Origin of the sequence: Nostoc sp. FACHB-190 (genome assembly GCF_014696905.1) — a bacterium.
Lineage (GTDB): Bacteria > Cyanobacteriota > Cyanobacteriia > Cyanobacteriales > Nostocaceae > Nostoc_B.
Genome location: NZ_JACJQW010000011.1, coordinates 146,395 through 170,572, shown reverse-complemented (window position 1 = coordinate 170,572; position 24,178 = coordinate 146,395). Strand labels below are relative to the sequence as shown.

Below are 24,178 nucleotides of genomic sequence, written 5' to 3'. Positions count from 1 at the left end.
AATGACTTCATCTCTTTTTTATATTTAGCCATATAGACATACAAGATTAGCAATAAAATTTTATACTTCGTTTTAGGAACACTGAGGGATTGCTATCGTCTCTTAATTCAGACTATTTATATCAATAATCGCTCTACAAATAGTCGGGAGCATAAAAGAATATGAAAACTCTGAGGCTATGGCAAATTGTTCCCGTCGCTGTTGTACTGAGTATGGGAATTATCCAGCCTAACTTGGCAGAAGCACCATCAATTCCAATTCCCGCCAAACTCAAATCAGACCCCCTAGTGTTAACAGGTAAGTCTGGAGGAACTGTCCAAAGTAACTGCGGAAATATTTCTACTGTCCCTAGTCAAATTATTCAAGTCACAGAGTCAATGCCTTATATGCGCTTAACTGTTGACAGTCCTGGACAGCCAACATTACTCATTGACGGCCCTAGCGGACGCTTTTGTGTGTTAGCAGATAACTACTCCCAAAGCAAGCCAGAGTTATCCGGTTACTGGCAAGCTGGCAAGTACTTACTGTATGTAGGGCAATTATCTCCAGAGCAGCATAACTACACTCTTTCAATTTCGCAACAAAAAAAGCCTAGATAACTAGGACTTACGCACAAAAACGAGCAATTAAGGGTTTTGGCAAAGGTGTAGGGGTGTATGTATCTAAAACCCTTACACCAAACACCCCTACACCCAGTTTTTATCGACTACTTTCCTAAATCTAGATATAGTACATCAGGTCTTTCTGCTTGTGGATATTTCGCCGTTCGCACAAATCTTGTAGCGTATTTTGTTGTAAAACAGCATTGGCAGCTTGACAAGCTTCTTGCCAAACTTCCTGAATTACCTGAGTTTCTGTGTTTTGAGCATTTTGACTGGATGCTGGAGCGATCGCATCCAATCCTTCAATACAAGTAATACAATCTAATATAGTAATTTTACGTGGGTCGCGTGCCAAAACATATCCACCTTTCGCGCCGCGAATACTCTTAATGATTCCTCCACGCCTCAAAGTTGCCAGTAATTGTTCTAGATAACGAATTGGTATATTTTGTAACTCTGCCATCTGTCGAATTTGCAAAGACTCACCACTGGAGTAGCAAGATGCCAACTCCAACAGAGCTAAAAGAGCATATTCCGATTTGTTAGAGATTTCCACAGGCGTAAGATTTTTAAATTCACACCTCAAGCTTTTCAAGTTGTTGACTTTACTTGACTCAGTTCATCCTGAGCAAAACTGATCACACAACTTTGATATTTAAAGGCTTAATCTCACTGTAAATCAGCTTTATCAATAAGAGCAATTGTTTTTATTTTTCATTTCAATAAAAATAAATAATTGATAATTGTCAGCGACAAATCCGCAAAACGTCCAATCTTCTTATTTTTGGCTGATTGCTGCTGGGAACCCTTTCAATTTTGATAAAATACTGCTATAATAGTTAATCGTGGATGCGGCGACATAGCCAAGTGGTAAGGCAGAGGTCTGCAAAACCTTTATCCCCCGGTTCAAATCCGGGTGTCGCCTTTCAAGAATATCAACATTACAGGGCTTTCAAGCCCTTTTTTGTTTAGGGTTAAAGGTTTGATTTTCAAAGCCTTCAACAATTTTTGGGGTTATTTTGGGTAGTTTGGGGAAACAACTGGGGTAAAACTGGGGTAAAAATGTAAGGCAAAGGTTTTTACCCCAATCAAGATTTCTGGGGTAAAGCTGGGGTAAAGTAAAAGGATAAAGGTGTTTACCCCAGTCAATTAGCTTATGGAATCTCAAAAATCTCAAAGTATTGCCCCTAGACGTTCAGTGCAGATAAAGAACTCTAACGGCAGTCTCCAATTAGTTTTTTCCCACCCTATTATTACGCCGACGGGAGAGCTAAAAACCAAGCGTTTCTACCTTTCGACGGGACAATATGATACGCCTTTAGGAAGACATCAGGCATCGACTTTAGCGGCAAAAATCCAGAGGGATATTGATTATGGTGAGTTTGATGCCAGTTTGGTTAAGTACAAACCAGCAGCATCATTAACTACTGTTACCCCAATCACCTCAGTTACCCCTCAATTTGACTTGGGAGAATTATGGGAAAAATACACTGAGTTTAAAAAACCACAAGTTAGCCCTTCGACTTACGCTGTTGATTATCGAAAGTACCGCAATCACATCGCTAGTTTACCAACTAAAAATTTGGATGATGCGATCACAATTCGAGACTATTTGGTACAAAATCTTAGTGCTAATGCAGCTAAACGTACTCTGACAAATATTAATGCTTGTTGTGATTGGGCGCTTAAGAGCCAACTGATTGAATCTAATCCCTTCCAAAATATGGCAAAAGATATTCAGACACCGAAATCAGAATCGGTTGAATATGAAATCAATCCCTTCACTAGAGAAGAACGCGACATTATAATTAAAGCTTTTGAGGAAAGTAAACTCTACAGTTACTACGCTCCTTTAGTAAAATTTTTGTTTTTTACTGGTTGCAGACCATCAGAAGCGATCGCCCTTCAATGGAAGCATATCAGTGAGAGATACATCACATTTGAGCAAGCAATCACAATCAGTACTAAAGGGTTAGCCCTCAAAAATGGATTAAAGACTCAAAATCAAAGACGTTTTCCGATTAATAGTCAGCAACGTGAAATTTTAGACTCCATCAGACCAGAAAATTGCAACCTAGATGACTTTATCTTTAGAAGCAAAAAAGGTGGCATAGTAGACTTTGGAGATTTTCTCAATCATGCTTGGAAAGGTTACAAAAATCATCGTGGTACCCACATAGATGGAATCGTAACTCAACTTGTAAAACAGGGTGTAGTAAGCGAATATCGCAAACCTTACCAATGCAGACACACTTTTATTACTCTTTGCCTAGAAGCTGATATTGATGCGAAAGACGTAGGAAGGTGGGTGGGCAACTCTCCAGAAATTATTTACAAGCATTACGCAGGTAATAAACGTAACCTACAAGTACCAGAGATATAAGCTTAATTCTATCGCTTCCCTTAGACTGAAACACCTACTCATGTTTTTTTCAGAACTTTCAAAACCAGATTTTTGTCAGGAACACAGCTTATAATTATTTGGTATTTACCATTAAAGTTCATAACGGTAGCGATAGAGCTAAAAATATTAGTAATATAAAAAATTAATTTTTTACATAGAGATGCGTATCTAAATCAAAGATTGTTATTTTGCTGCCAGCTTTTTTCTAAGACACAACTCAGCTTCCAACTGAGCAATAAGAATCTCAGCCTTCTTTAATTCCATTTCTAATTCGCTAATAGAAAGCCCTCCATTTTTGGTTCTTTCTAACTCCTCAATACGTCGCAGCCCTGCTTTATAAATAATAGAGTGTGAATTGTCAGTCCAATACTTTTGATAAGTTTGGGTATGTTCATCTAAAGTATGACCCATCCATTTTGCTAATTCATGGCTATCTAATCCTAATTCACGTCCCCGAATGGCATAGCGGTGCCGCAAGTCATAAGCTCGAAAGTTTATTCCTTTAGTTTTTAATCTCTCGCCAAATCGATCAGCAAATGTTCGGATTTTTGTCTGAAAAAGCTCTCTAGATTCATCTATATATTTTGTTTTGGGTTTAACGATGTCAAAATGCTCTACCCACTTATAGGGAAGTGGGTATACAACTCTGGAACCAGTCTTGGTTCCCCCCGTAATCTCTTCATTAATGTATAAACGGTAATCAGTAGCTCGGTGAAAAGACTTCTCATAATCTATTGCTAATACTTCATGAGGTCTTAAACCGTAAGTAGCAATCACTGCCATGATCCAACCCCAAGACTCTCCATTACCTTTATGACTGCAAGTAGAATTTTCAACTTGGATTTTTTGCCATCCTATTATAATTTCTGCATCTGTTGGTAAGTTCCTCTCTTGTGGTTGGTAGCCCTTAGCTATACCGGATTCAAATTCATAGTTAAACTTGAAACACTTGAGGAAGACTCTTAAAGAAGATACTGTATCTTTTCTTAAATGAGTGCCAGCATCAGTTAATTCTATTGCTTTGTCAATATATTTCTTGGTTAAGCAAAAGTTGAAATTATTTTTAAAATTGAAAGCTCTAGTGACTACTTCTTGATGATGATTAAATGTGCGCTGAGATTGTTTGGTTTTTTTACGTGTCCAAAAATATCTAGTTTCAAAATCTGCCAACATTTGTTTGAGAGTAAGTTGTTCAACTTGTTCCTCATCCTGAGTATTCGCAGTATTTACTTTATTTTTTGAACCAGGTAGGTATTTTTTGAGACTAGTATCAAATTCGTTGTAATCAATATCCCGTTGAACTTCTAATAGTTTTGCTTCGGCTCTAGTCCAATTGGTGGGAGTATCAGCTAATCCCAAGCTCAGATACTTGCGCTCACCTGAATACAGATATTTAGGTAGGACAATACGCAGATGTCCACCGTTTGATTCAATTCGAGCTTTACCTACAGTTGATGAATCAGATTTATTTCGCCAAGAAGTACGTTTTTTCAATGGTTTTAGCCTTTGTATTCAAATTGTAGCTACAAGCAACTAATCAATTAAAAATTTCTACAAATAATAAGTATATTTACTCAAAATTTTTACGGTATACCCGTAAATTTAACTGATGAGTTAGCTGCTTAATTTTAAATTATAACACTCAGTAGAGTCCATCTGATAATCGGGTAAGTATAGTAAAAATGCTTGTTTGACAAGATTTTTGGCTATTTCATGTGTTAGATTTTTTATTTTTGTATTCAATTTGTAGCAGGCTATGGAAAATTTTAGGTGATTTTTACTGGTATACGTGTGAAAAGTTCGATTAATAGGCTTTTTGGGCAAAATGAGTTTAATAAAACTGTGTATTCAATTTGTAGCGAATCAATTGTTTGCCGATGAAAAATAACAAATTAGACAATCTTAAACACCTTGAGCCAATGGGAAATGAGGCACTGGCTAAGACACCTCTGTGCGTGAAGGTTTCCCCAAAAGTGGATCTAGCTATTAAGGCAATGCCGGACAAGTCCGCTTGGTTACGAAGGGTAATTACAGAAGCTGCTGTTAAAGAAGGTATTTGCTCTGAAGAATCCTGAAAATCAATACTGGTTGCGTTCTAAAATGAGTTTCTAAGCAAGACGCTGTGAGTAATCTTTGTTTCAAGAAATAGGGCTGTATTACTACAGCCCCAGTAATGAGTTATGGTTACTGCACCACAATCGGTCTGTTTAAAATGCTCATGACTTCACCAGGATTAGGGCTGGGTAGTAAAGGACTCCAATCACCAACATCTGCATAGCCAATAACTTGGAAATGATATATTGTGCTGGTTACAGCTTTAGAAGAACCAATTAAAATATGTTTTAGTGGTTCTTTACCTTGCACAATCTGAACTTCGCTTGAACTGTTGGTTTCTGCATTCGTTTCTTCGATGCTGGATAAAAAGCTTTGGGTAATCATAATTCACCTATGTGAGGTGGAAATAGCTATGACACACAATAAAGCTCGTGTTGTCACCATGACAACTAAATAATGCACTGATGACAACTAATCATTACATTTCTTGTCTTGTTTGCGCCGTCGTTTTCTTGCCCATATCTCTCGCAGGTGGGCAGGTTCATTTTCAAATTGAATCCACAGAGCATGAATTTCTGCTAATCGCCGTTTGTCAGATTCTGAAGGTTCCCGACGATGCTCACCTTGGGAAAACCAATGCGCTACCGTGCTTTTAGAACGACCACACAATTCGGCAAGTTCTTCGTAGTTGACTGCCCAGTGTTTTAGGAACTCTTCAGGCTCCATCTTGATAGCAACCCTAGCTTTGTAAACCTCAAACACTTCCCAGTGTCGTCTAGTGGGCGTTTTGGCTGCAATCATATCGATTACTTTAAGAATGCACAGGTGACAACATATAAGTTTATCATACCGGAAATAAGCGATCGCAGATTCAATTGTCTTAGAACTATGTTTGATACCTGTTTTAGGCAGAGGCTAATACCTAATGTATAACGAGAATAATTAACTAAACTGAATGTGGCTGGGATGCTAAGAGTTTTCGGGGCGATCGCAGTTATCTACCTGTATATGGCAAAATGCTACGCTATAAACCCATGAACTATGACCGTTGAAGGTGGAGATAAGTTTACCTGTAGTGACATCCCAGAATTTGATGCTGTTATCACGAGTAGCAGAAGCAATGGTTTTACTATCGGGGCTAAATTCTATACTAACGATCGCATTGCTATTATAAAAATTCAGGAGTCAAAAGTCAGAATAATTCAGATTATTGAATAAGAATTCAGGAGCAATTCTAAATTCTGGCAAATTAGCCCATATATTCTGTTTGATAAAACCTGAATTTGATACGTCATTAACTACTTAATTTACCCTTGAGAATTCCTGCTTCCTGTTGGGGTAACTTGACTGTAAAACTCGTTCCTTCTCCTACCTTACTATCTAGATAAATTTCTCCATTATGTATTTCTAAACACTTTTTAACTACAGCTAATCCTAAACCACTACCAACAACCTTGCCTACATTATTCGCACGATGAAAAGGAAGAAATAAATGCTGTTGAAATTCTGAAGGAATACCAATACCATTATCTTTGACTTGAAAAAAGATAGTATGTGGTTCACAACTAAGAGTCAAAAAAATACTTTCTTCTGGAGATGAATATTTCATAGCATTGGAAAGCAAGTTACTCAAGATAGAGTAGAGTAATTTCTCATCTAATTTTGCATGGGTACAGTTACCTTGGCTAATAAATTTAATCGTATAATTTTGTCGATTAGCAAATTGAATATCTTCGATTAAATTAATACAAAATGCTTCTAGATCCATGAGTTCTGGATGAAACTCTAATTTACCAGCCTCTGCCCTAGTTAAAGTGAGAATATCGGTAAGTAATTGGTTCATTGACCTAGCTGAAGACTGAATCCTATATAGATTCTTGAGTTTTTTCTCTTCTGTCCACTGTTGATTACTTTGAGCTAATAACTGAGCCGAACCTAAGATAATACTCAATGGTGTCCGAAATTCATGAGATACCATCGAAAAAAATTGTAACTTTAATTCGCTAAGTTCTTTTTCTTGAGCTAAAGTCCGTTGAATAGCTTCAGCTTCCTGACGCTTTACTAATTGTTGATACAATAAAGCATAAACACCTAATAAAATCGCAAAACTCAAAAAAGTACCAAGGAGTTCAATTAACATTCGGTTATGAATATTATCTTGTGAATGCCTCACAGAAATTTGCAATAACTCTTCTTCCCTGGTTTGCATGTGAGTGAGTGTTTGGCGGATTTGATTACGATTTTGATTGCTTTGATTTACCAGATGTGCTTGAACAGCAAAAGTCGATTTACCTAATTCTTTGAGATTAATAGACTGTTTAGAAAGTTCAATTCTTTGATTAATGAGTAATTTTAGCTTGGTTAGTTGCTGCTGTTGATCAGGATCATCAGCAAGTTTTTGCTGCAACTTCTGAACTTTTATATCGAGGCTTTCCATTGCCTGATAATAACGTTTCAATTCCAATTGTTCTCCATAGAGAATATAACCCCTGCGTCCGGCTTCAGCATCAGTTAATGTAGCAAATATATCAGTAATATTTTTCATTACCTCATTTGTTTCTTTAACTTTATTACTACTTAAAATTAACTGAGTAGCGTTTTGGTAAGAAATAAGACTAACTATACCCATGAATAATAAGCATAAACTAAAGCCAGAGGCAATCCATTTTCCTTCTAGCGACAATTTCATAAACGCATAAATTAATAGTTCAAAAGTAATATTTTATTACATAAGATGTTGGTAAATATTTTAAGCATAAAGATGGAAATGAAAATTATTTTCATTTCTACCCGATTTCTACCCGATTTCTACCCGATACTTTTATTTAAAACCCTCATAATGTTAAAAACAGGACTTACACAAGAACCCTCTCGAATCTTCTTAACTTCGTGTCCTACCCTGTGGGAAGCCGCTATCGCGTCTATGCGTCCTTTGCAGTTAGTTTTTTCATGATTCTGTGTAAGTCCTGAAAAATTACAAATATAATATCTCATTAATAATTTGAAATAATCTATAAAATTACTAATCATAAAATATAAATTATTTAATATTTTTCGGAATTAAAGAAATAAATGAAAGTGATTCAATTTGTATTAATACATAGGAGGCTACAATTATTGTGTCTTCATTTAAAACCCTTGAACAGCAATCAAAAACTCAAACTTTAACTCAGTTTGAATTATTTAAAGAAATTGGTCAAGTAACGGGTAGCATCATTTTATCAACGATAATGCTATCAAGTTCTATTTTAGCTGGAGGGCTAGTCGGTTTAGCGATTAGTTTTCGGAATTTACCGGATGTGAGAAAAATCCAAAATTTTTCGCCTTCAGAAACTACTTATATGTACGATATTAAGGGTAAGCTTTTAACACGTATACATGGAGAGGCTAATCGACAAGTAGTGCCTCTGAATCAAATTTCCCCGAATTTAAAACGTGCGGTCTTAGCCAGCGAAGATAGCCATTTCTACGAACATCATGGTATTGATCCGGTTGGGATTGGACGTGCGGCTTTAGCAAACTTGACGGCTGGTGGCGTGCGAGAAGGTGGTTCTACAATCACCATGCAATTAGTCAAAAATTTATTCTTATCTCAAAAACGTGCTGTAACTCGAAAAATTGCCGAAGCTGTATTAGCAATTCGCTTAGAGCAAGTTCTGAGTAAAGGCGAAATATTAGAACTATATCTCAATCAAGTTTACTGGGGTCATAATAACTACGGTGTGCAAACAGCCGCACGTACTTACTTTAAAAAATCAGCGCAAAATTTAACTTTAGCTGAATCAGCAATGATGGCGGGTTTAATTCAAGCTCCATAAGAATTTAGCCCGTTTGTAAATATGAACTTGGCAAAACAAAAACAAAAAGAAGTTCTGGGGCGAATGTTGGAACTGAAATGGATTAGCCAGCAAGAGTATAATAATGCCCTCAAACAAAAAATTAAACTGGGTGAAATTAAGTCATTTCAAGGCAGTGCTTTGCCTTATGTTACCAATGCTGTAGCACAAGAACTGATTAAAAAATTTGGACGAGAAACACTGCTCAAAGGTGGAATGCAGGTACAAACTACGATCGACACTAGCTTTCAAATGATGGCAGAAAAAACTGTCAAGAAATGGCATCGTATTTTGGAAAGCCAAGGTTTGCGTAAGAATCAAATGGCTTTGGTGGCAATTGATCCGCGCACACATTTTATCAAGGCATTGGTGGGTGGTGTGAATTCCAAAACTAGCGAATTTAACCGAGCTACCCAAGCGCACCGTCAGCCAGGATCTTCTTTTAAACCTTTTGTTTACTATACTGCTTTTGCCAATGGGAAATTTACGCCCAACAGCACAATCTTAGATACTCCGGTGAGCTACCGTGATGGTAATGGTTGGTATTATCCCCGCAACTATGATAATAGCTTTATGGGAGCAATACCAATTCGTACGGCTTTGGCTTTATCGCGTAATATCCCGGCAATCAAGCTTGGTAAAGCTGTGGGGATGAATAAAGTAATTGACACTTGCCGGACTTTGGGAATTATGAGTCCGATGGAACCTGTGACTTCCTTACCTTTAGGTGCAATTGGTGTCACCCCACTAGAGATGGCTAGTGCTTATGCCACCCTGGCGAATTATGGCTGGCAATCACCTGCGACAATGATTGCTAGGATTTCTGATAGTAGTGGCAATGTGTTGGTGGATCATACACCTAAACCAAAGCTAGTACTTGACCCTTGGGCTTCAGCAGCAACTTTAGATGTGATGCAAACAGTTGTTCAAGAGGGAACTGGTAGAGGTGCAAATATCGGCCGTCCAGTTGCTGGGAAAACGGGTACAACTTCTTCAGAAAAAGATATTTGGTTTATTGGGACTGTACCGCAGTTAACAACTGCTATTTGGATAGGTAGGGATGATAATCGACAATTATCTGGCCACGCGACTGGCGGAGGTATGGTGGCTCCTGTGTGGCGAGATTTTATGCTGAAGGCGCTTCAAGGTGTACCTGTAGAAAAGTTTCAGCCGCCTGCTAAATTTCCTCGGACTAAATCAAAGTAGAGGTATTAAGGTGAGGTATGGGGATGAAGACAAATTGTTTAATTTACAAATCTTGGGGAAATGCGGATTTTGGTAGTGGAAGATGATATCCAGTTAGCAGAAATGCTGATGGAGGCCTTGAGCGATCGCCAATATGTGGTAGATGTAGCTCCAGATGGAGAGCAAGCTTGGGATTTTATCAAGATTTTGGAATATGACTTAATAGTGCTAGATATTACTTTACCCAAGTTAGATGGTGTGAGTTTTTGTCAAAGGTTGCGATCTCCTACAGTCGGGCTGAATTTTTCCCGTAACAGCACCATACCTATTCTGATGTTAACAGCACGCGACACCTTGGCTGATAAAGTGACTGGGTTGGATGCTGGGGCTGATGATTATATGGTCAAGCCTTTTGAAATGCCAGAGTTAATGGCTCGTGTTCGCGCATTATTACGCCGTAATAGTAGCACAGCATCTTTTCCCGACCTGAGTTGGGGCAGTTTGCGTTTAAATACTAACACCTATGAAGTAACTTACGCTGATCAGCCCTTATATTTAACACCCAAAGAATTTGCGCTGTTAGAACTTATGGTTTCTAGCGGTCGGCGGGTACTCAGTCGAGCCGGAATTATTGAACGCATCTGGTCACTAGATGACCCACCCAGCGAAGAAACCGTTAAGTCTCACATCAAGAGTTTACGGCACAAACTTAAAGATGCAGGTGCGCCGGATGAGTTTATTGAAACTGTTCATGGATTGGGTTATCGTCTCAAGCAGTTTTAAATAACTACCCGATTTTTACCCGATTTCTGCCTGATACTTCCACATATAGTCTTTATACTTCCATGTTTATGGACTGGTACATAATTTGAGTTGATTTTCCCACTCATTTGTGACTTGTGGTTTTCACTAACCACTATTAACCTCAAACTCAGAATAACTCCTTTTACACCTTATTTCTCTAAATTAAGTTAATTACTTAGTTTAGAGAATTTTAATATGAAGCTGATTCTCACCTACCCGATTTTTAACCGATTTTTTCTCACTAATTTAACCTTTAATCAGTAAGATTCCAAAGACAAACAGTTTTGGAAATTTTAGTTAACTTTAGGCAATTACTATGTTTGATCCTTCAGTGAATATTTCCAATATTGTTTTAACTTATGAGCAGTATCGTAAGTTAAAAGCTTATGGTCAAGCTCATCACATATCAATTCAAGAATCAATCAAGTTAATCATAGATTCTCATCCTGAATATCAAATCAATCATAAAAAAATCAGTAGAGACTACCCATTTATCTGTTCAAGAAGGATGATTCACTTATTATTTAAAGTTAAATAGTCAGCCAAATTATCTAAAAAACACATATTAAAGCAATTAATCATGAATATTTTCAACTCTCTAAAATTCAGTTAAATATTTGGAAAATATGACTACAGCAATACCAAATTCTCAACCTAGTTATGCCCTAATTTCAGTTCATGGCGACCCTACATCTGAAGTTGGTAAAGAAGGTGCAGGTGGTCAAAATGTCTATGTGCGGGAATTAGGGTTAGCCTTAGCAAAGCGTGGCTGTCAGATTGATATGTTTACCCGCAGAGAACACCCCAATCAACCAGAAATTGTAGAATTAGCCCCCGGATGTCGCACAATTCGCCTGAAGGTTGGGCCAACAGAATTTATCTCTAGAAATAACCTATTTGAATATTTGCCAGAATTTGTCGAAGCTTGGCTGAATTTTCAACAGCGAACAGAATGTAACTATGCACTCATTCATACTAATTACTGGCTTTCTGGTTGGGTAGGTTTAGAACTGAAATCTCGATTGGGACTACCCCAAGTTCATACTTATCACTCTATAGGCGCAGTAAAATATCGCCATGTACAAAATTCACCACAAATTGCAGCAATTCGCTATTGTGTAGAAAGAGCAATTTTAGAACAAGCAGATTGTGTAATTTCTACCAGTCCCCAAGAAGTAGAAGATTTACGTCAGTTAATTTCACCATCTGGACGCATTAAAGTTATTCCCTGCGGCATTAATACAGAACACTTTGGTTCTGTAAGTAAAAAAGTGGCTCGTCAACAATTAGGAATTGCTCAAGATGCCAAAATAATTTTATATGTAGGACGTTTTGACCCCCGCAAAGGAATAGAAACTTTAGTCAAAGCTTGTGCTTGTTTGCCTAATGCTGTTCAACTTTATTTAGTTGGTGGTAGTCGAGAGGATGGTGCAGATTTTCAAGAACAACAACGCATTCAAGACTTGGTTGATAAACTGGGATTAAAAGGCGTAACAGTTTTTACAGGACGGATTTCTCAAGCACTGTTACCTGCTTACTATGCCGCAGGCGATATCTGCGTTGTTCCTAGTTACTACGAACCATTTGGATTAGTAGCAATTGAAGCAATGGCAGCCGGGACACCTGTAATTGCTAGTGATGTAGGAGGCTTGCAGCATACAGTAGTGCATGGTGAAACAGGACTTTTAGTTCCTCCCCGTGATCCTAATGCCTTAAAAAGTGCTATTCGCAGTTTATTAGAAAATCCCATTCTCCAGGAAAGTTACGGTAATGCTGCACGGAAATGGGTGCAGTCTCGATTTAGCACTCCAGGAGTTGGTAATCAAATTTATGAACTTTATCAATCTTTGACAGTTGATACATTTGTTCAGGAAGTTATTCAAAATAAAAAGTTAACGCCTGATTTAGAAAAGCAAATTCAAAATTTGTTAAAGTCAACAACTTTAAAGTCTAATGAAATTAAAGCTTTAGAAAAACTCATTGATTCTTTTTCTAATGATCTTGTTCAATGGGTAACTAGTTGAGTGTGACTATTTGTATATAGCAATCCTAAAGCTAGTGATTTTAAATACAGGAATAAATTACTCTTCGTGTATTTAAAGAAATTTTGAGAGATTAGAAAATATGAAACTACTTTTAGTGATTGAGTTAGATGCTATTTTAGTAGGTAATTATCGAGCTATTGACGCTTTAAATCAAAGACTAGCATGTATCCGCCATCAAATTCATTTAGTTTATATTACTGGTCGCTCTTATACTTCTAGTCGTCAATTAATCGCGCAAGCAAAACTTTTGAAATCAGATTACTTAATTGCAAGCGTAGGTAGTGAAATCTATCAACAAGCTTTGCTTTTAGAAAAAGACTGGGCTAATTATATTTCACAAGACTGGAAAAGAGATGAAGTTGCTGTAGTAGCCAGCTACTTTTCTGTTTTAAAAGCTCAACCAGATATTGAACAAACTCCTTGGAAATTAAGTTTTTGCCTGGATATGTCAGCATCATTGGAAGTGATCACAGATTTGCAAGATTTACTGACATTTATGGGATTACAAGCTCAGGTAATTTTTAGCAACGGTCGAGACATTGACATCATACCCAAGAGTAGTAACAAAGGTAAAGCTGTAGGATATTTACAACACTTGTTAAAAGTAGATCCAACAGCCACCATTGTGTGTGGAGGTTCAGGAAATGATATGAGTTTATTTCAACTTCCATCGCCTGGTATTATTGTTGGTAACGCTCAGACAGAAATTCTTTGGTGGTATTACAATACCTGTTACCCTTGGCATTATTTAACTCATTACCCTGATGCCACAGGTATTCTTGAAGGACTCATCTATTTTAATGTCTTACCATTTCCTAATAACTGGCGACAACCGATTCCAAATTAAAAAAAGACACAGTGATAATTGATGATCTACCGTGTCTGATACTATTGGCTCCTGCTTCACAAAAAATTTGATTTACTTCACTCTGGGTTTGCATAAAGGTATTTAGTTTCCCGTGAATTGATATTAATTAGATTCTCTTTTTGTCACGAAATCTCTTGTCATCTTTATTAATATCTAATTCCTCACGACGAAGAGTCTCTTCAGCTTCCACCGTATCTTGTTCAACTACTTTTTTAACTTTTACTTCTTCACGCAAAACAGCTTCTTTGTGAATATCAGGAGTTTCTTCATATATTCCTACACGGGTGACTTCTCCTTCACGGAAGTCGGCATCCGTAGGTGATACATTTCTAGCATCTGCGCTGGGAGTAGTACGTTCAATAACTACACGTTCTTTTTCAACAGGTACAGAAACTTTAGCTGTTTCAGTTTCCGTGTGCTTACCAATAGCTACCTCTCCAGTTTTAACACGGGATTTATTGGCAACTAATCGTTCTTCGTATAGTTTGAGATTTTGATGATCCTGTTCGTTCATATTGTAGAGATTTGGCTCACTTTCATACTTATATGTATTACGATCATGAGCATGAGATTTGCGATCGCTTGTGATAGGTGGAGCATCTACAGGGGTGGATGTTTCTAAGGATGATTGTCGGACTGGAGTACGATAAACACCACGTACTCTTTCTTCATAGTCATAATCGATTTTCTCCAAATCATTAAAATCTGGGAGATTTTCTACCTGCTCTCGTGTCAACCCTTTAGCATACACTCGCTGATTACTGTATTCAATTTGGGAACGCCCAATGGGTAACAAAACTTGTCTGCCAAAAAACCAAAAACCTGTATCAACTACTAAATAGCGAAAACGACCGGAATCATCTACTAAAATGTGTTTGACTGTGCCAATTTTATCATTATCAACGTCTGAATACACATCGAAGTTGTTGATATCGTAGTTATCAAAATCTGTGTTGTCAGATTGAGCAGCGAAATCTTCAAGTTTGTATAATGCCATGCTGATTTTCCTCCAATAGCTATATTTACTATGCTAAAAACTTATGTCTTTCCTCCTTCTTCCTTAAGAAAGATATCCAGCTAAATGATTGTTGAATTCTCAGTTATTGAAGATTTTGGTTGTTCGTCTGAGTTTCAACAATGTATTGATTGGCAGGTGAATTATTAGCAATTGGTTGTATTTTATTTTGGGAAACCAAAGTTTGATAAACTAAAGCGGAAATTTCTCCTCTAGTTGCTGCTTGATTGGGATTAAAAACATTTGCTTTTGGATAGTTGACCACTATATTTCTTTTTGTAGCTGCGGCTACGCTTCCTACAGCATATTGGGGAATTTTATTGGCATCAGCATAATTATTAGTAACGATTACTGATGCAGGATTACTCACATTGGTCGCTTGTTGTTTAGTTGTCGCAGGAGTCGCAATATTAGTTTGAGCAGCTTGGGCTTGTGGTATGAGTAAAGGCTGCATTAAACTTGTAATTGCTAAAGGTAAGAAAATCCGTCTTTTTGCAGCTTTTGGTTGGGTTTGTTGAGGCACTTCTTTTGCTGTGGTGGGAACAGAGACGGCGGCAGGATTATTAATTAAATCCAACCCTTTGTTTAAAGCAACTATGGCTTCGACCCTAGAAACTGGTTGATGAGGACGAAAATAACCACCAGGATAACCTGCCATAAATCCTTGTTGATATGCTTCTTCGATAGGACGCGCAGCCCAGTAGTTAGCAGGAATGTCTTTATATACAGCACCACTTTCTATTTGACGAACTGGTGGTTGATCAAAAGCTTTACGAATAATTGCGGCAAATTCATCTCGATCTACTGGTTGTTGTGGTCGAAATGTCCCATCAGGATACCCAGCTACAATATTTCTAGCAGCTAAACCTTGAATAAATGGTTGCGCCCAGTAATTAGGCGGAACGTCACGAAAATAAGTAGAAGAAGATTGGGCAGATGTTTCTAATGCTCCAACTGTGAATACTACCAAATTAAGAGATAGTAAAGATATACCAGTTAAAGCTAATTTAGTTAATTGAGCCATTATGCCAGCCTCCTGTTTTGTAATTTTTTCTTTATTTTAAACTTCAAAATTGATTAGTAAGGAGTGAGTTTTTATTGCTAAAACTGTTAATAGAAATAAAATGTAACTAAAGGCTGAATTTATTTCTTACTTTAGAAGCAATTCATACATAAAATCCGAAAATTCAAAATAATAAGAAATATAAAAATTACCTAGAATCAATAATTTATCTCAATTATTTCAATATTTAATTTAAGGTGGTAAAAGAGTATTTATTTAACTGCAATCCTGCATCATATATAAACTATTTACTAATTTGATAGTTAAAAATAAAACTGGAATGCAGGAGGAAATATATCTGAAAAATATCTCTTTGGATAGTAGAGCGATCGCCTAAAAAACTAGATTCTTAGCGATGGGAGGTAAAAATGCGTCAACTCATGATCCAAGTGCCACAAGGAAATGGAATAGCCGTGATGGAAATCGCCAAATCTCATCATGGGAAAAATCTGGCGCGGTTTGAAGGCTATGCAGATGAACCGATTGATGTGGTAATTGTTCACGTTTCTAATCGAGAAGTAGGCAAAGTTTTAGAGGAATTGCAAGACTTACCGAAAGTACACGTCACATTGATACCGACTGGGGTGATAACTCTGCAACCGCCTGCGTCAGAAGCACCGCAACAAGTGGTGGATGTAGAAGAACGCAGTCCGATTGAGATTTTACTTTCGGGGTTGCAAAGTGTTGGTTCTTGGCGTGGTTTTATTGGTTATGCGGCACTTGCAGGTTTTGTTGTCTGGACTGGGTTGTATACGAATACAAGTTACTTGTTGGTAGCAGCAATGCTGATTGCGCCGTTTGCAGGCCCAGCCATGAATACGGCCATTGCAACTGCATGGGGCGATCGCGCACTTCTGGGAATAAGCATTTTAAGGTATTTTGCTGCTTTAGTTGTAACTATTATTACAACTTGGCTACTGAGTTTGATATTAAGGCAAGAAATTGCCACCAGTTCAATGCTAGACAATAGCCAAGTTTCAGCAGTGGCAGTCATTTTACCATTGGCAGCCGGAGCCGCCGGGGCGTTAAACTTGGTGCAGTCAGAACGCAGCAGTTTAGTATCTGGAGCCGCCACAGGAATGTTAGTTGCGGCTTCTTTGGCCCCACCTGCGGGAATTATCGGGATGTCCAGTGCAATTGGTCGCTGGGACATAGTAATTTCGGGGCTGTTTTTATTATTTTTGCAACTATGCGGAATTAATTTTTCGGCAGCTTTGTTGTTCCGGGTATTTGGTTTGTCTGCACAAGAAACTCGTTATCAACGGGGTAACAAGCGAGTCTTCTATTCTGCTTTGGTAATCACTGTGATTACATTGGCTGGTTTACTAACTTGGCAGTTTATCAATTCTCCCAATTTGCAACGCTCTAGCCTTGCCCAACGTGCCAATGCTCAAGTGCAGAAAACGGTGAAACAAGTTGGTTTAGCCAAATTAGTCGAGGCGAATGTGCGTTTCATTCGCTCTGATATTACAGGTCAGGATACACTGCTGTCGGTAATTTATGTACAGCGTCAACCGCAAGTTACAACCTCGAATCAAGAAATTAGCGATCGCCTCACCCAAGCAATTCAAACTCAGTTATTAAACCAAGATTTTAATGTCACACCTTTAGTTAGTGTCAATGTACTAGAACTTCCTGCTAGTAAAAAATGAACCTCGAATTATGATGAATAGTTCTAAAATTTCCGAAAAACAAGCCCTAGAAAGAGAACGCAGCGAAGTCTTGCAACAGTTGGAAGATTGGCTAGAAACGCCAATGTTAATACTGGGCTTTGTATGGTTAGCACTATTTATCATCGAGATTATTTGGGGATTAAATTCTTTACTACAAGCTGTGAGCATTACTATTTGGATTATTTTTATCTTAGATTTTCTCCTAAAATTAGCGATCGCTCCACATAAACTTTCTTATATTAAAAACAACTGGTTAACAGTTATTTCTTTATTTTTGCCAGCATTACGTACTATTCGAGTTCTCCGAGTCGTCAGAATTTTAAGGACAGCAAGGGTAGTCAGAGGGTTACAACTGTTGCGAGTGATGACTCGTGCTAACCGAGGAATGCGAGTTTTATCAGCCAGTGTCAGCCGTCGCGGCTTTGGTTATGTTGTGGCGTTAACCATGATTATTACTTTATTAGGAGCAGCCGGAATGTATGCGTTTGAAAATGAAGTTCCTGGGGAATCTGGGCTGCACAATTACGGTGCGGCTTTGTGGTGGACAGCAATGTTAATCACAACGATGGGTTCTGAGTATTGGCCGAAAACTCCTGAAGGACGAGTGCTATGTTTTTTCTTAGCTTTATATGCCTTTGCCGTGTTTGGCTATGTAACTGCAACTCTGGCAACGTTCTTTATTGGTCGTGATGCTGATAATGACGAAGCCGAGTTAGCTGGGGCGAAATCGATTCAACTACTGCAAACAGAAATTACTGCCTTGCGAGAGGAGATTCAAGAACTATTGCATCAAAATTCAAATTCATGAGAATCCATATAAATTTAAAACTGTATGAGGAATGTTTATGAATGCAGAAATCTCCGCCGCTTGGGATAAATTTCAAAGTATGATTGACGGTTTCATCGCTTTGTTACCAAACATGGTCTTAGCGTTGATTGTTTTTATATTATTTTTGGTGGTTGCCAGCAGAATTAAAGCATTAGTTAAACGTTTAACTCGTAACCATCGCTATGCACGTAATTTAGGATTAGTGTTAGGTAGATTAGCCCAAGGAATTATTATTTTGATTGGGTTGTTCATTGCCCTTTCAATTGTGATTCCCACATTTAAGGCTGGTGACTTGGTGCAACTGTTGGGAATTAGTGGTGTTGCCATTGGTTTTGCCTTCCGTGATATTTTGCAAAACTTCTTAGCAGGGATTTTGATTTTGCTGACAGAACCTTTTCAAATTGACGACCAAATTGTCTTTAAAGGTTTTGAAGGTACTGTAGAAAATATTGAGACAAGGGCAACAACAATTAGAACTTATGATAGTCGGCGAATTGTGATTCCTAACTCGGAGTTATTTACAAATTCGGTGACAGTTAATACAGCCTTTGAACACCGCCGATTACAATATGATGTCGGCATTGGCTACGGCGATGATATTGATTTAGCCAAGCAATTAATGTTAGAGGCACTGCATAGTATAGACGAAGTTTTAAAAGATCCCGCACCTGATGTATTGGCAATGGAATTAGCTGAAAGCACCGTCAATATTCGTGTACGTTGGTGGATTAATCCACCTAGAAGGGCAGATGATTTATCTTCGCGGGATAAGATAATTATGGCAATTAAGAAAAAACTGACGGAAAACGGCATTGATTTGCCCTTCCCCACACAACAAATTTTGTTCCACGACCAAACCGAAGAGAAAGATGGCGATCGCTCCCGTCAGCGAGAAGGTTGGCCTAAAGGTAAAACTGAAGTACCCAAGCCTCGCCGTGTCAGCGATTCACTTAGGCTACTAGCACAAGCCCACTCTACCCAAAACGGTAACAGTAAAATAGACACTCAAACTAACGAATAATGCGAAACGTCAAGATCAGCAAACTGTGGGATCAACTCCACTCAAGTTATTGGTTTATACCAGCAGTTATGGTGATGGTAGCTACTGTTTTAGCTTTCATCATACTGAATCTTGACCGCACAGACAACATAGATATTAACTATTGGTGGGTTTACACTGGGGGCGCAGATGGAGCGCGATCGCTCTTAGAAGCTGTTGCAAGTTCAATGGTGAGCGTTGCTGCTACAGCTTTCTCCATTACCATTGTCGCTCTGCAATTGGCTGCTTCTAATTTTGGCCCCCGGCTTCTGCGTAATTTTATGCAGGATACAGGCAATCAAATTGTACTCGGCACATTTCTTGGTACATTCATTTACTGCTTACTCGTACTGCGAACCATTCATGGAGAAGGAGACGAATATAGCCAGTTTGTGCCACAACTAGCAGTGACAGTTGGTGTTTTACTGGCAATTATTAGCATTGGTATTTTAATTTATTTTATTCATCATGCTTCTACAATCATTCAAGCATCTCATGTAATTCATAACGTTAGTGCAGATTTACATTCAGCCATTGAACGTTTATTTCCTGAAAAAATCGGGTTGAGTGAACCAGAAGATAGACAAGGATTTACAGAAATTCCTACATCTTTTGAGGACGAAGCCTCACCGATTTGCGCTCACAATACAGGTTATTTACAAGCAATTGATGACGCAGAATTAATGAATATTGCTTGTCAGTATAATTTGCTCATTAGTTTGCAAACTCATCCCGGAAAATTTCTCATTCAAGGTGGCGATTTAGTCTTAGTTTTTCCTGGTAAGAAAGTCAATAAAAACCTGACTAAGCAAATCAATGATGCCTTTATTTTAGGTAAAGAACGCACTGAACAACAAGATGTAGAATTTCCGATCGATCAATTAGTAGAAATTGCCCTACGTGCGCTATCCCCGGCAGTGAATGATCCATTTACTGCTATTCGTTGTATTAACCAAATCAGCGCCGGATTATGTCATCTTGTACAGAGAAATTTTCCCTCGCCTTATCGCTACGACCATTATAATAAACTGCGCGTCATTGCCGAAGGTGTCAAATTTACTGAATTGATGGATGCAGCTTTTAACCAAATTCGCCACTATGGATGTGCTGATATTGCAGTCACTATTAGTTTGTTAGAAGCTATAGCTGCAATTGCTACTTACACAGATAATTCTAAATATCAAGCAATCCTGCGACATCATGCTGACATGATTTTACAAAATAGTCTGGCGGAAATTTCCCAACCCAAAGACCAAAAAGATATAGAAGAAAGATATAACCAAATTATTAAAAATTTAGGTAATAACAGCAATATTAAAGATTGGGAACAATAGGATGAAAAGTTTAAATTGGCGGGGTTATCGAGTTATTGCTTGGCTAGGACAAGCTATACTAGCAATCTTTGCGATCGCCGCAGCAGTTCAAAGTAAATGGCTAAATGCTTTAGGTCTAGCATTCTTTTTAATAGCATCTTTTGTATTTGTTGTTCGAGATGATAAATTACCAACCTTATTTGATTTTTTGTTTGTCTTAGCTGCATTACTCAATGCTATTGGTTGGGTATGGAATTTCTTTGGTATACCAGGGCCTTATGACGAGATCGTTCATGCTTATACAACTTTTTCGATTACTCTCGCCCTGAGCTTTTTAGTATACAGTTCCATGTTGAATGTATTTCGCAATCATACAGTTTTGTATATAGTGACAGTTACGAGTTTTGGAATTGCGATCGGTGCTTTATGGGAAATTGTAGAATGGTCTGCGGGTAAAATTCTGAATACTCAAGTCATTGGAAGTTTGGATGACACCATTATTGATTTAATTATGGACTCACTTGGTGCTGGATTAGCAGCTTTAATTAGCCTTTGGGCATTGCGAGAATGGACAAATCGTAATGAAGCAGAGTAAAAATGAATTAGGTTGGGCTGATTTTCGGGTAACTGACTATTCCCAAATGCAGAAATGGTTATAAGTGCTTACTTGATAGTTAGTCTTAACTTTAGTCATTCAACCTTTCATATTCTTTAATTTACTCAAACCTTAGCTGAGAGTCTTTCCAGTTTCGCATTTATCAATTGGATTTCTCATATTAATTGCATTGATGAATCGAATGCACGGTGCTATCCCAAAACCCTACAAATCCAGCGATTTCTTATTTTCTTCTGCCTAGAGTGATGGAAGAGCGTTACAAGAAGTATTTGGCTTAGAATGTCGGATTGTACCTGATCCAATTATCGGAACACCAATGTGTGTTCCTATCGAGCATCAAGGGTATGAGGATGACATATAACAGTGCTGAGTAGAAACTCACTATTCTTAGAGAGCGATCGCACAGATAATGCTGCTTTGTCAGAAATTCTGATGACATTGAAGCACATTTACGATATCTGAACGAAGATTGTACAAGCCGCCTGCGGGAACTGTCTTGGTTATTTACTCAAGCTGTCGAGTAGTCAGTTACCCTTAGTAGTCTGTCACAGCAACTTTGCATAGTGGCAGGCTGAGGGGGCTGGAGAGGGAGGAATTTTCTCCCCCTGCTCGACCTAAACTGCAATTTTGGGTTGGTAAACTACTAGTCTTGGTGCGGAATGATATTATCCGTCTAGAAGCAGAAATTTTCAGCAGCTTTTAGGTACTGTGTTAACTATGCGACTGATATTAGTTGAGGATGAAGCAGATTTAGGTGCAGCTATCAAACAAGTTCTCAGCCATGAGGCGTATGTAGTAGATTGGTTTTTAGATGGGAATGAAGCATGGCAACATCTCGAAAATAGCTCAACTGAGTACACGTTAGCGATTTTTGATTGGATGCTGCCTGGAGTCTCTGGAATAGAGTTGTGTAAATGGTTGCGACAGTGCCAGTCAACTCTACCTGTGTTAATGCTAACGGCTAAAGACCGTATGGAAGAAAAAATTATTGGGTTAGATAGCGGTGCGGATGATTATTTAGTTAAACCTTTTGATATGGCAGAACTACTAGCCAGATTGCGAGCATTGCACAGACGGGCTTCTTACACAGGCATAACATTTACACCCCAAGTCAAACCTCGAATTTTAGAAGTAGGTTATCTGAGGCTTAACTACAACACTCATGAACTGATTCGCCAGTATTTTAACGGAGACACGCAAGTATTAACTTTGACGATTAAGGAATTTCAACTTTTAGAGTTTTTTATGCGACATCCTAACCAAATTATCAACCGTGACCAAATTATTAATCAACTTTGGGAAATTGGTACAGCACCAGTCAGCAATGTCGTAGCAGCGCAAATCCGCTTATTGAGACGTAAATTGGGAGAAGAAGACAGCGAAGCTTTAATAGAAACTATTTATGGTGTAGGCTATCGTCTTAATATTCAGACTACAGAAATAAGTAGTTGATTTACATGAAACGTAATCCTATTTTTTACCAAACTCGGTTGAGATTGGCCGCTTGGTATACCCTAGTGATGGGTAGTATTTTAGGGCTATCTGGTTTCGGAGTATATACTGTGGTTGCCCATAGTTATTATGAAACTATAGATCAGGGATTAAAATCAGTCGCCAAGGCACTTCGTAAAAGTGTTGAACCAGCTTGGCAACAACCTGGACATTTACAGGAACTAGCTAAAGAACTTTCCTTAGAATTATGTATAGCTTCTACAAACTGTTTGCCTCAAAAAACTATTATTAAACAACCAATAGATGAGGTAGGAAATCAGGTTAATTACTATGTGCGCTTATTAGATAGTTCAGAAAAAGTATTTGCCAGCACAGGCATAGAATTTGATAATTTAAAACCTATTATATCATCACAACCTTGGCAAATTATTACTGATGCTTTTGGTACGCGATACCGCCAAATTACTTTACCTTTGTATACTCAAAACCAAATTTCAGGTTATTTACAAGTAGCACGTAGTATTACTGATTTAGAGCAACATCTAGCTTATTTGAGATTAACTTTAATTTTGGGACTGCCAATTTCGATGATTTTTGTGGCTTTGTCTAGTTGGTGGTTGGCAGAAAGGGCAATGCAACCTGTGTATCTTTCCTATCAACAGATGCAACAATTTACTGCTGATGCTGCCCATGAGTTCCGCACACCTTTAGCAGCAATGCACTCTACCATTGAAGCCGCAATCAAGTTACAGCCAGAAGCAAAAGCACATCATGGAACTTTAGATGTCCTCAAACGCCAAAATCATCGCTTATCACAATTAGTTGGTGATTTATTGCTGTTGACAAGGATAGATAAAAAACAAATAGCAGCAGAACATCAACCTTGCTGTTTGAATGATTTAATTAGCGATTTAATTGAAGAGTTAGCATCTTTAGCTGTAGAAAATCACGTCAATCTTTCTGGACAGATGCCAGTGACAAAAAAATTTTATGTCCAGGGAAATGAAGAACAGCTTTATCGTTTAATTTCTAACTTAATTATTAATGCAATTCAGGCAACACCCAGTGGCGGAAAAGTCACTGTTTTTTTAGAAATTAATGAGCTTTACGCCATTATTAAAGTCCAAGATACAGGAATTGGTATTGCCCTCGAACATCAACAACGAATTTTTGATCGGTTCTATCGAGTAGATCGCGATCGCTCTCGTAGTTCTGGTGGTTCTGGTTTGGGTTTAGCCATTGCTTTAGCGATCGCTCAAGCCCACAAAGGCAATATTCACGTTCAAAGTCAACTCGGACTGGGGAGTACATTTACAGTCCGAATTCCTCTGTAATACTCTACCCAATTGATTTTGACAGATTACAGGTGTTCAGATACC

The 24,178-nt window shown here is 38.1% G+C and carries 22 protein-coding genes, 1 tRNA gene and 2 pseudogenes; 17 read left to right on the top strand and 8 right to left on the bottom strand.

The annotated features are described in order from the left end of the window. The first annotated feature begins 161 nt into the window (after positions 1-161). Positions 162-599 carry a hypothetical protein gene (locus tag H6G28_RS14940; protein ID WP_190594580.1) on the top strand — a complete coding sequence of 146 codons (438 nt, stop codon included), beginning with the start codon at positions 162-164 and terminating at the stop codon, positions 597-599. Between the two features lie 121 nt (positions 600-720). On the opposite strand, the gene H6G28_RS14935 is transcribed toward H6G28_RS14940, so the two are convergent. Then, positions 721-1,158, bottom strand: a complete 438-nt coding sequence (locus H6G28_RS14935) for an RrF2 family transcriptional regulator (protein ID WP_190594579.1) — start codon at positions 1,156-1,158, stop codon at positions 721-723. 297 nt (positions 1,159-1,455) lie between these two features. Here H6G28_RS14935 and H6G28_RS14930 point away from each other — a divergent pair. Together H6G28_RS14930 and H6G28_RS14925 are read left to right on the top strand one after the other, a co-directional pair. After that, positions 1,456-1,527: transfer RNA gene (locus H6G28_RS14930), tRNA-Cys, on the top strand. Positions 1,528-1,758: 231 nt separating this feature from the next. Beyond that, entirely contained in the window at positions 1,759-2,985 is a 1,227-nt protein-coding gene (locus H6G28_RS14925; protein ID WP_190671671.1) for a site-specific integrase, read from the top strand. A gap of 204 nt (positions 2,986-3,189) precedes the next feature. On the opposite strand, the gene H6G28_RS14920 is transcribed toward H6G28_RS14925, so the two are convergent. After that, complete coding sequence (locus H6G28_RS14920; protein ID WP_190671669.1) at positions 3,190-4,500, bottom strand: Arm DNA-binding domain-containing protein; 1,311 nt, start codon at positions 4,498-4,500, stop codon at positions 3,190-3,192. A 383-nt stretch (positions 4,501-4,883) separates the two neighbouring features. Here H6G28_RS14920 and H6G28_RS14915 point away from each other — a divergent pair, with 383 nt between their 5' ends. Continuing rightward, entirely contained in the window at positions 4,884-5,081 is a 198-nt protein-coding gene (locus H6G28_RS14915; RefSeq protein ID WP_190671765.1) for a hypothetical protein, read from the top strand. A 109-nt stretch (positions 5,082-5,190) separates the two neighbouring features. Here H6G28_RS14915 and H6G28_RS14910 read toward each other — a convergent pair whose 3' ends face one another. The 4 genes from H6G28_RS14910 to H6G28_RS14895 form a co-directional block, all read right to left on the bottom strand. Next, a complete protein-coding gene (locus H6G28_RS14910) occupies positions 5,191-5,445 on the bottom strand; it encodes a hypothetical protein (protein WP_190671667.1) in 255 nt (84 codons plus the stop codon). 87 nt (positions 5,446-5,532) lie between these two features. Continuing rightward, the gene (locus tag H6G28_RS14905; protein WP_199332853.1) at positions 5,533-5,862 is read right to left on the bottom strand and encodes a hypothetical protein; all 330 of its coding nucleotides are present in this window, start codon (positions 5,860-5,862) and stop codon (positions 5,533-5,535) included. 168 nt (positions 5,863-6,030) lie between these two features. Further along, a complete protein-coding gene (locus H6G28_RS37790; protein WP_397329612.1) occupies positions 6,031-6,210 on the bottom strand; it encodes a WD40 repeat domain-containing protein in 180 nt (59 codons plus the stop codon). A 145-nt stretch (positions 6,211-6,355) separates the two neighbouring features. After that, positions 6,356-7,750, bottom strand: coding sequence for a sensor histidine kinase (locus H6G28_RS14895; protein WP_190671665.1), 1,395 nt, complete (start codon positions 7,748-7,750; stop codon positions 6,356-6,358). A gap of 430 nt (positions 7,751-8,180) precedes the next feature. On the opposite strand from H6G28_RS14895, the pseudogene H6G28_RS14890 reads away from it, so the two are divergent. From H6G28_RS14890 to H6G28_RS14870, 5 genes and pseudogenes are all read left to right on the top strand, one after another. Further along, a pseudogene (locus H6G28_RS14890) lies at positions 8,181-10,103 on the top strand (transglycosylase domain-containing protein). Positions 10,104-10,163: 60 nt separating this feature from the next. Further along, entirely contained in the window at positions 10,164-10,865 is a 702-nt protein-coding gene (locus tag H6G28_RS14885; RefSeq protein ID WP_190594353.1) for a response regulator transcription factor, read from the top strand. A gap of 337 nt (positions 10,866-11,202) precedes the next feature. Beyond that, complete coding sequence (locus H6G28_RS14880) at positions 11,203-11,424, top strand: hypothetical protein (RefSeq protein WP_190594354.1); 222 nt, start codon at positions 11,203-11,205, stop codon at positions 11,422-11,424. A gap of 88 nt (positions 11,425-11,512) precedes the next feature. Continuing rightward, positions 11,513-12,910, top strand: coding sequence for a glycosyltransferase (locus tag H6G28_RS14875; RefSeq protein WP_190594355.1), 1,398 nt, complete (start codon positions 11,513-11,515; stop codon positions 12,908-12,910). Between the two features lie 100 nt (positions 12,911-13,010). Further along, on the top strand, positions 13,011-13,778 hold the full coding sequence (locus H6G28_RS14870; protein ID WP_190594356.1) for a sucrose-phosphate phosphatase: 768 nt from the start codon (positions 13,011-13,013) through the stop codon (positions 13,776-13,778). Positions 13,779-13,905: 127 nt separating this feature from the next. On the opposite strand, the gene H6G28_RS14865 is transcribed toward H6G28_RS14870, so the two are convergent. Together H6G28_RS14865 and H6G28_RS14860 are read right to left on the bottom strand one after the other, a co-directional pair. Beyond that, positions 13,906-14,796 (bottom strand): DUF2382 domain-containing protein, encoded by an 891-nt coding sequence (locus H6G28_RS14865; RefSeq protein WP_190671664.1) that lies wholly within the window; start codon positions 14,794-14,796, stop codon positions 13,906-13,908. Between the two features lie 103 nt (positions 14,797-14,899). Then, the gene (locus H6G28_RS14860; RefSeq protein ID WP_190671662.1) at positions 14,900-15,838 is read right to left on the bottom strand and encodes an S-layer homology domain-containing protein; all 939 of its coding nucleotides are present in this window, start codon (positions 15,836-15,838) and stop codon (positions 14,900-14,902) included. A 407-nt stretch (positions 15,839-16,245) separates the two neighbouring features. On the opposite strand from H6G28_RS14860, the gene H6G28_RS14855 reads away from it, so the two are divergent. The 8 genes and pseudogenes from H6G28_RS14855 to rppB all read left to right on the top strand — a co-directional run bounded on the left by H6G28_RS14855 (position 16,246) and on the right by rppB (position 24,133). Continuing rightward, positions 16,246-17,529, top strand: coding sequence for a TIGR00341 family protein (locus H6G28_RS14855; RefSeq protein WP_190594359.1), 1,284 nt, complete (start codon positions 16,246-16,248; stop codon positions 17,527-17,529). A 13-nt stretch (positions 17,530-17,542) separates the two neighbouring features. Beyond that, on the top strand, positions 17,543-18,358 hold the full coding sequence (locus H6G28_RS14850) for an ion transporter (RefSeq protein WP_190594368.1): 816 nt from the start codon (positions 17,543-17,545) through the stop codon (positions 18,356-18,358). Between the two features lie 37 nt (positions 18,359-18,395). Next, positions 18,396-19,400, top strand: a complete 1,005-nt coding sequence (locus tag H6G28_RS14845; RefSeq protein WP_190594360.1) for a mechanosensitive ion channel family protein — start codon at positions 18,396-18,398, stop codon at positions 19,398-19,400. After that, positions 19,400-20,752 carry a DUF2254 domain-containing protein gene (locus H6G28_RS14840; RefSeq protein ID WP_190594361.1) on the top strand — a complete coding sequence of 451 codons (1,353 nt, stop codon included), beginning with the start codon at positions 19,400-19,402 and terminating at the stop codon, positions 20,750-20,752. Before H6G28_RS14845 ends, H6G28_RS14840 begins: the two co-directional genes overlap by 1 nt. A 1-nt stretch (position 20,753) precedes the next feature. Continuing rightward, the gene (locus H6G28_RS14835) at positions 20,754-21,326 is read left to right on the top strand and encodes a DUF2238 domain-containing protein (protein WP_190594362.1); all 573 of its coding nucleotides are present in this window, start codon (positions 20,754-20,756) and stop codon (positions 21,324-21,326) included. A gap of 277 nt (positions 21,327-21,603) precedes the next feature. Beyond that, a pseudogene (locus H6G28_RS36855) lies at positions 21,604-21,708 on the top strand (cobalamin/Fe(3+)-siderophore ABC transporter ATP-binding protein); the annotation flags it as partial. A gap of 356 nt (positions 21,709-22,064) precedes the next feature. Then, positions 22,065-22,799, top strand: a complete 735-nt coding sequence (rppA, locus tag H6G28_RS14830) for a two-component system response regulator RppA (protein WP_190594363.1) — start codon at positions 22,065-22,067, stop codon at positions 22,797-22,799. A gap of 5 nt (positions 22,800-22,804) precedes the next feature. After that, complete coding sequence (gene rppB, locus H6G28_RS14825; RefSeq protein WP_190594364.1) at positions 22,805-24,133, top strand: two-component system sensor histidine kinase RppB; 1,329 nt, start codon at positions 22,805-22,807, stop codon at positions 24,131-24,133. The last annotated feature ends 45 nt before the right edge of the window (positions 24,134-24,178 follow it).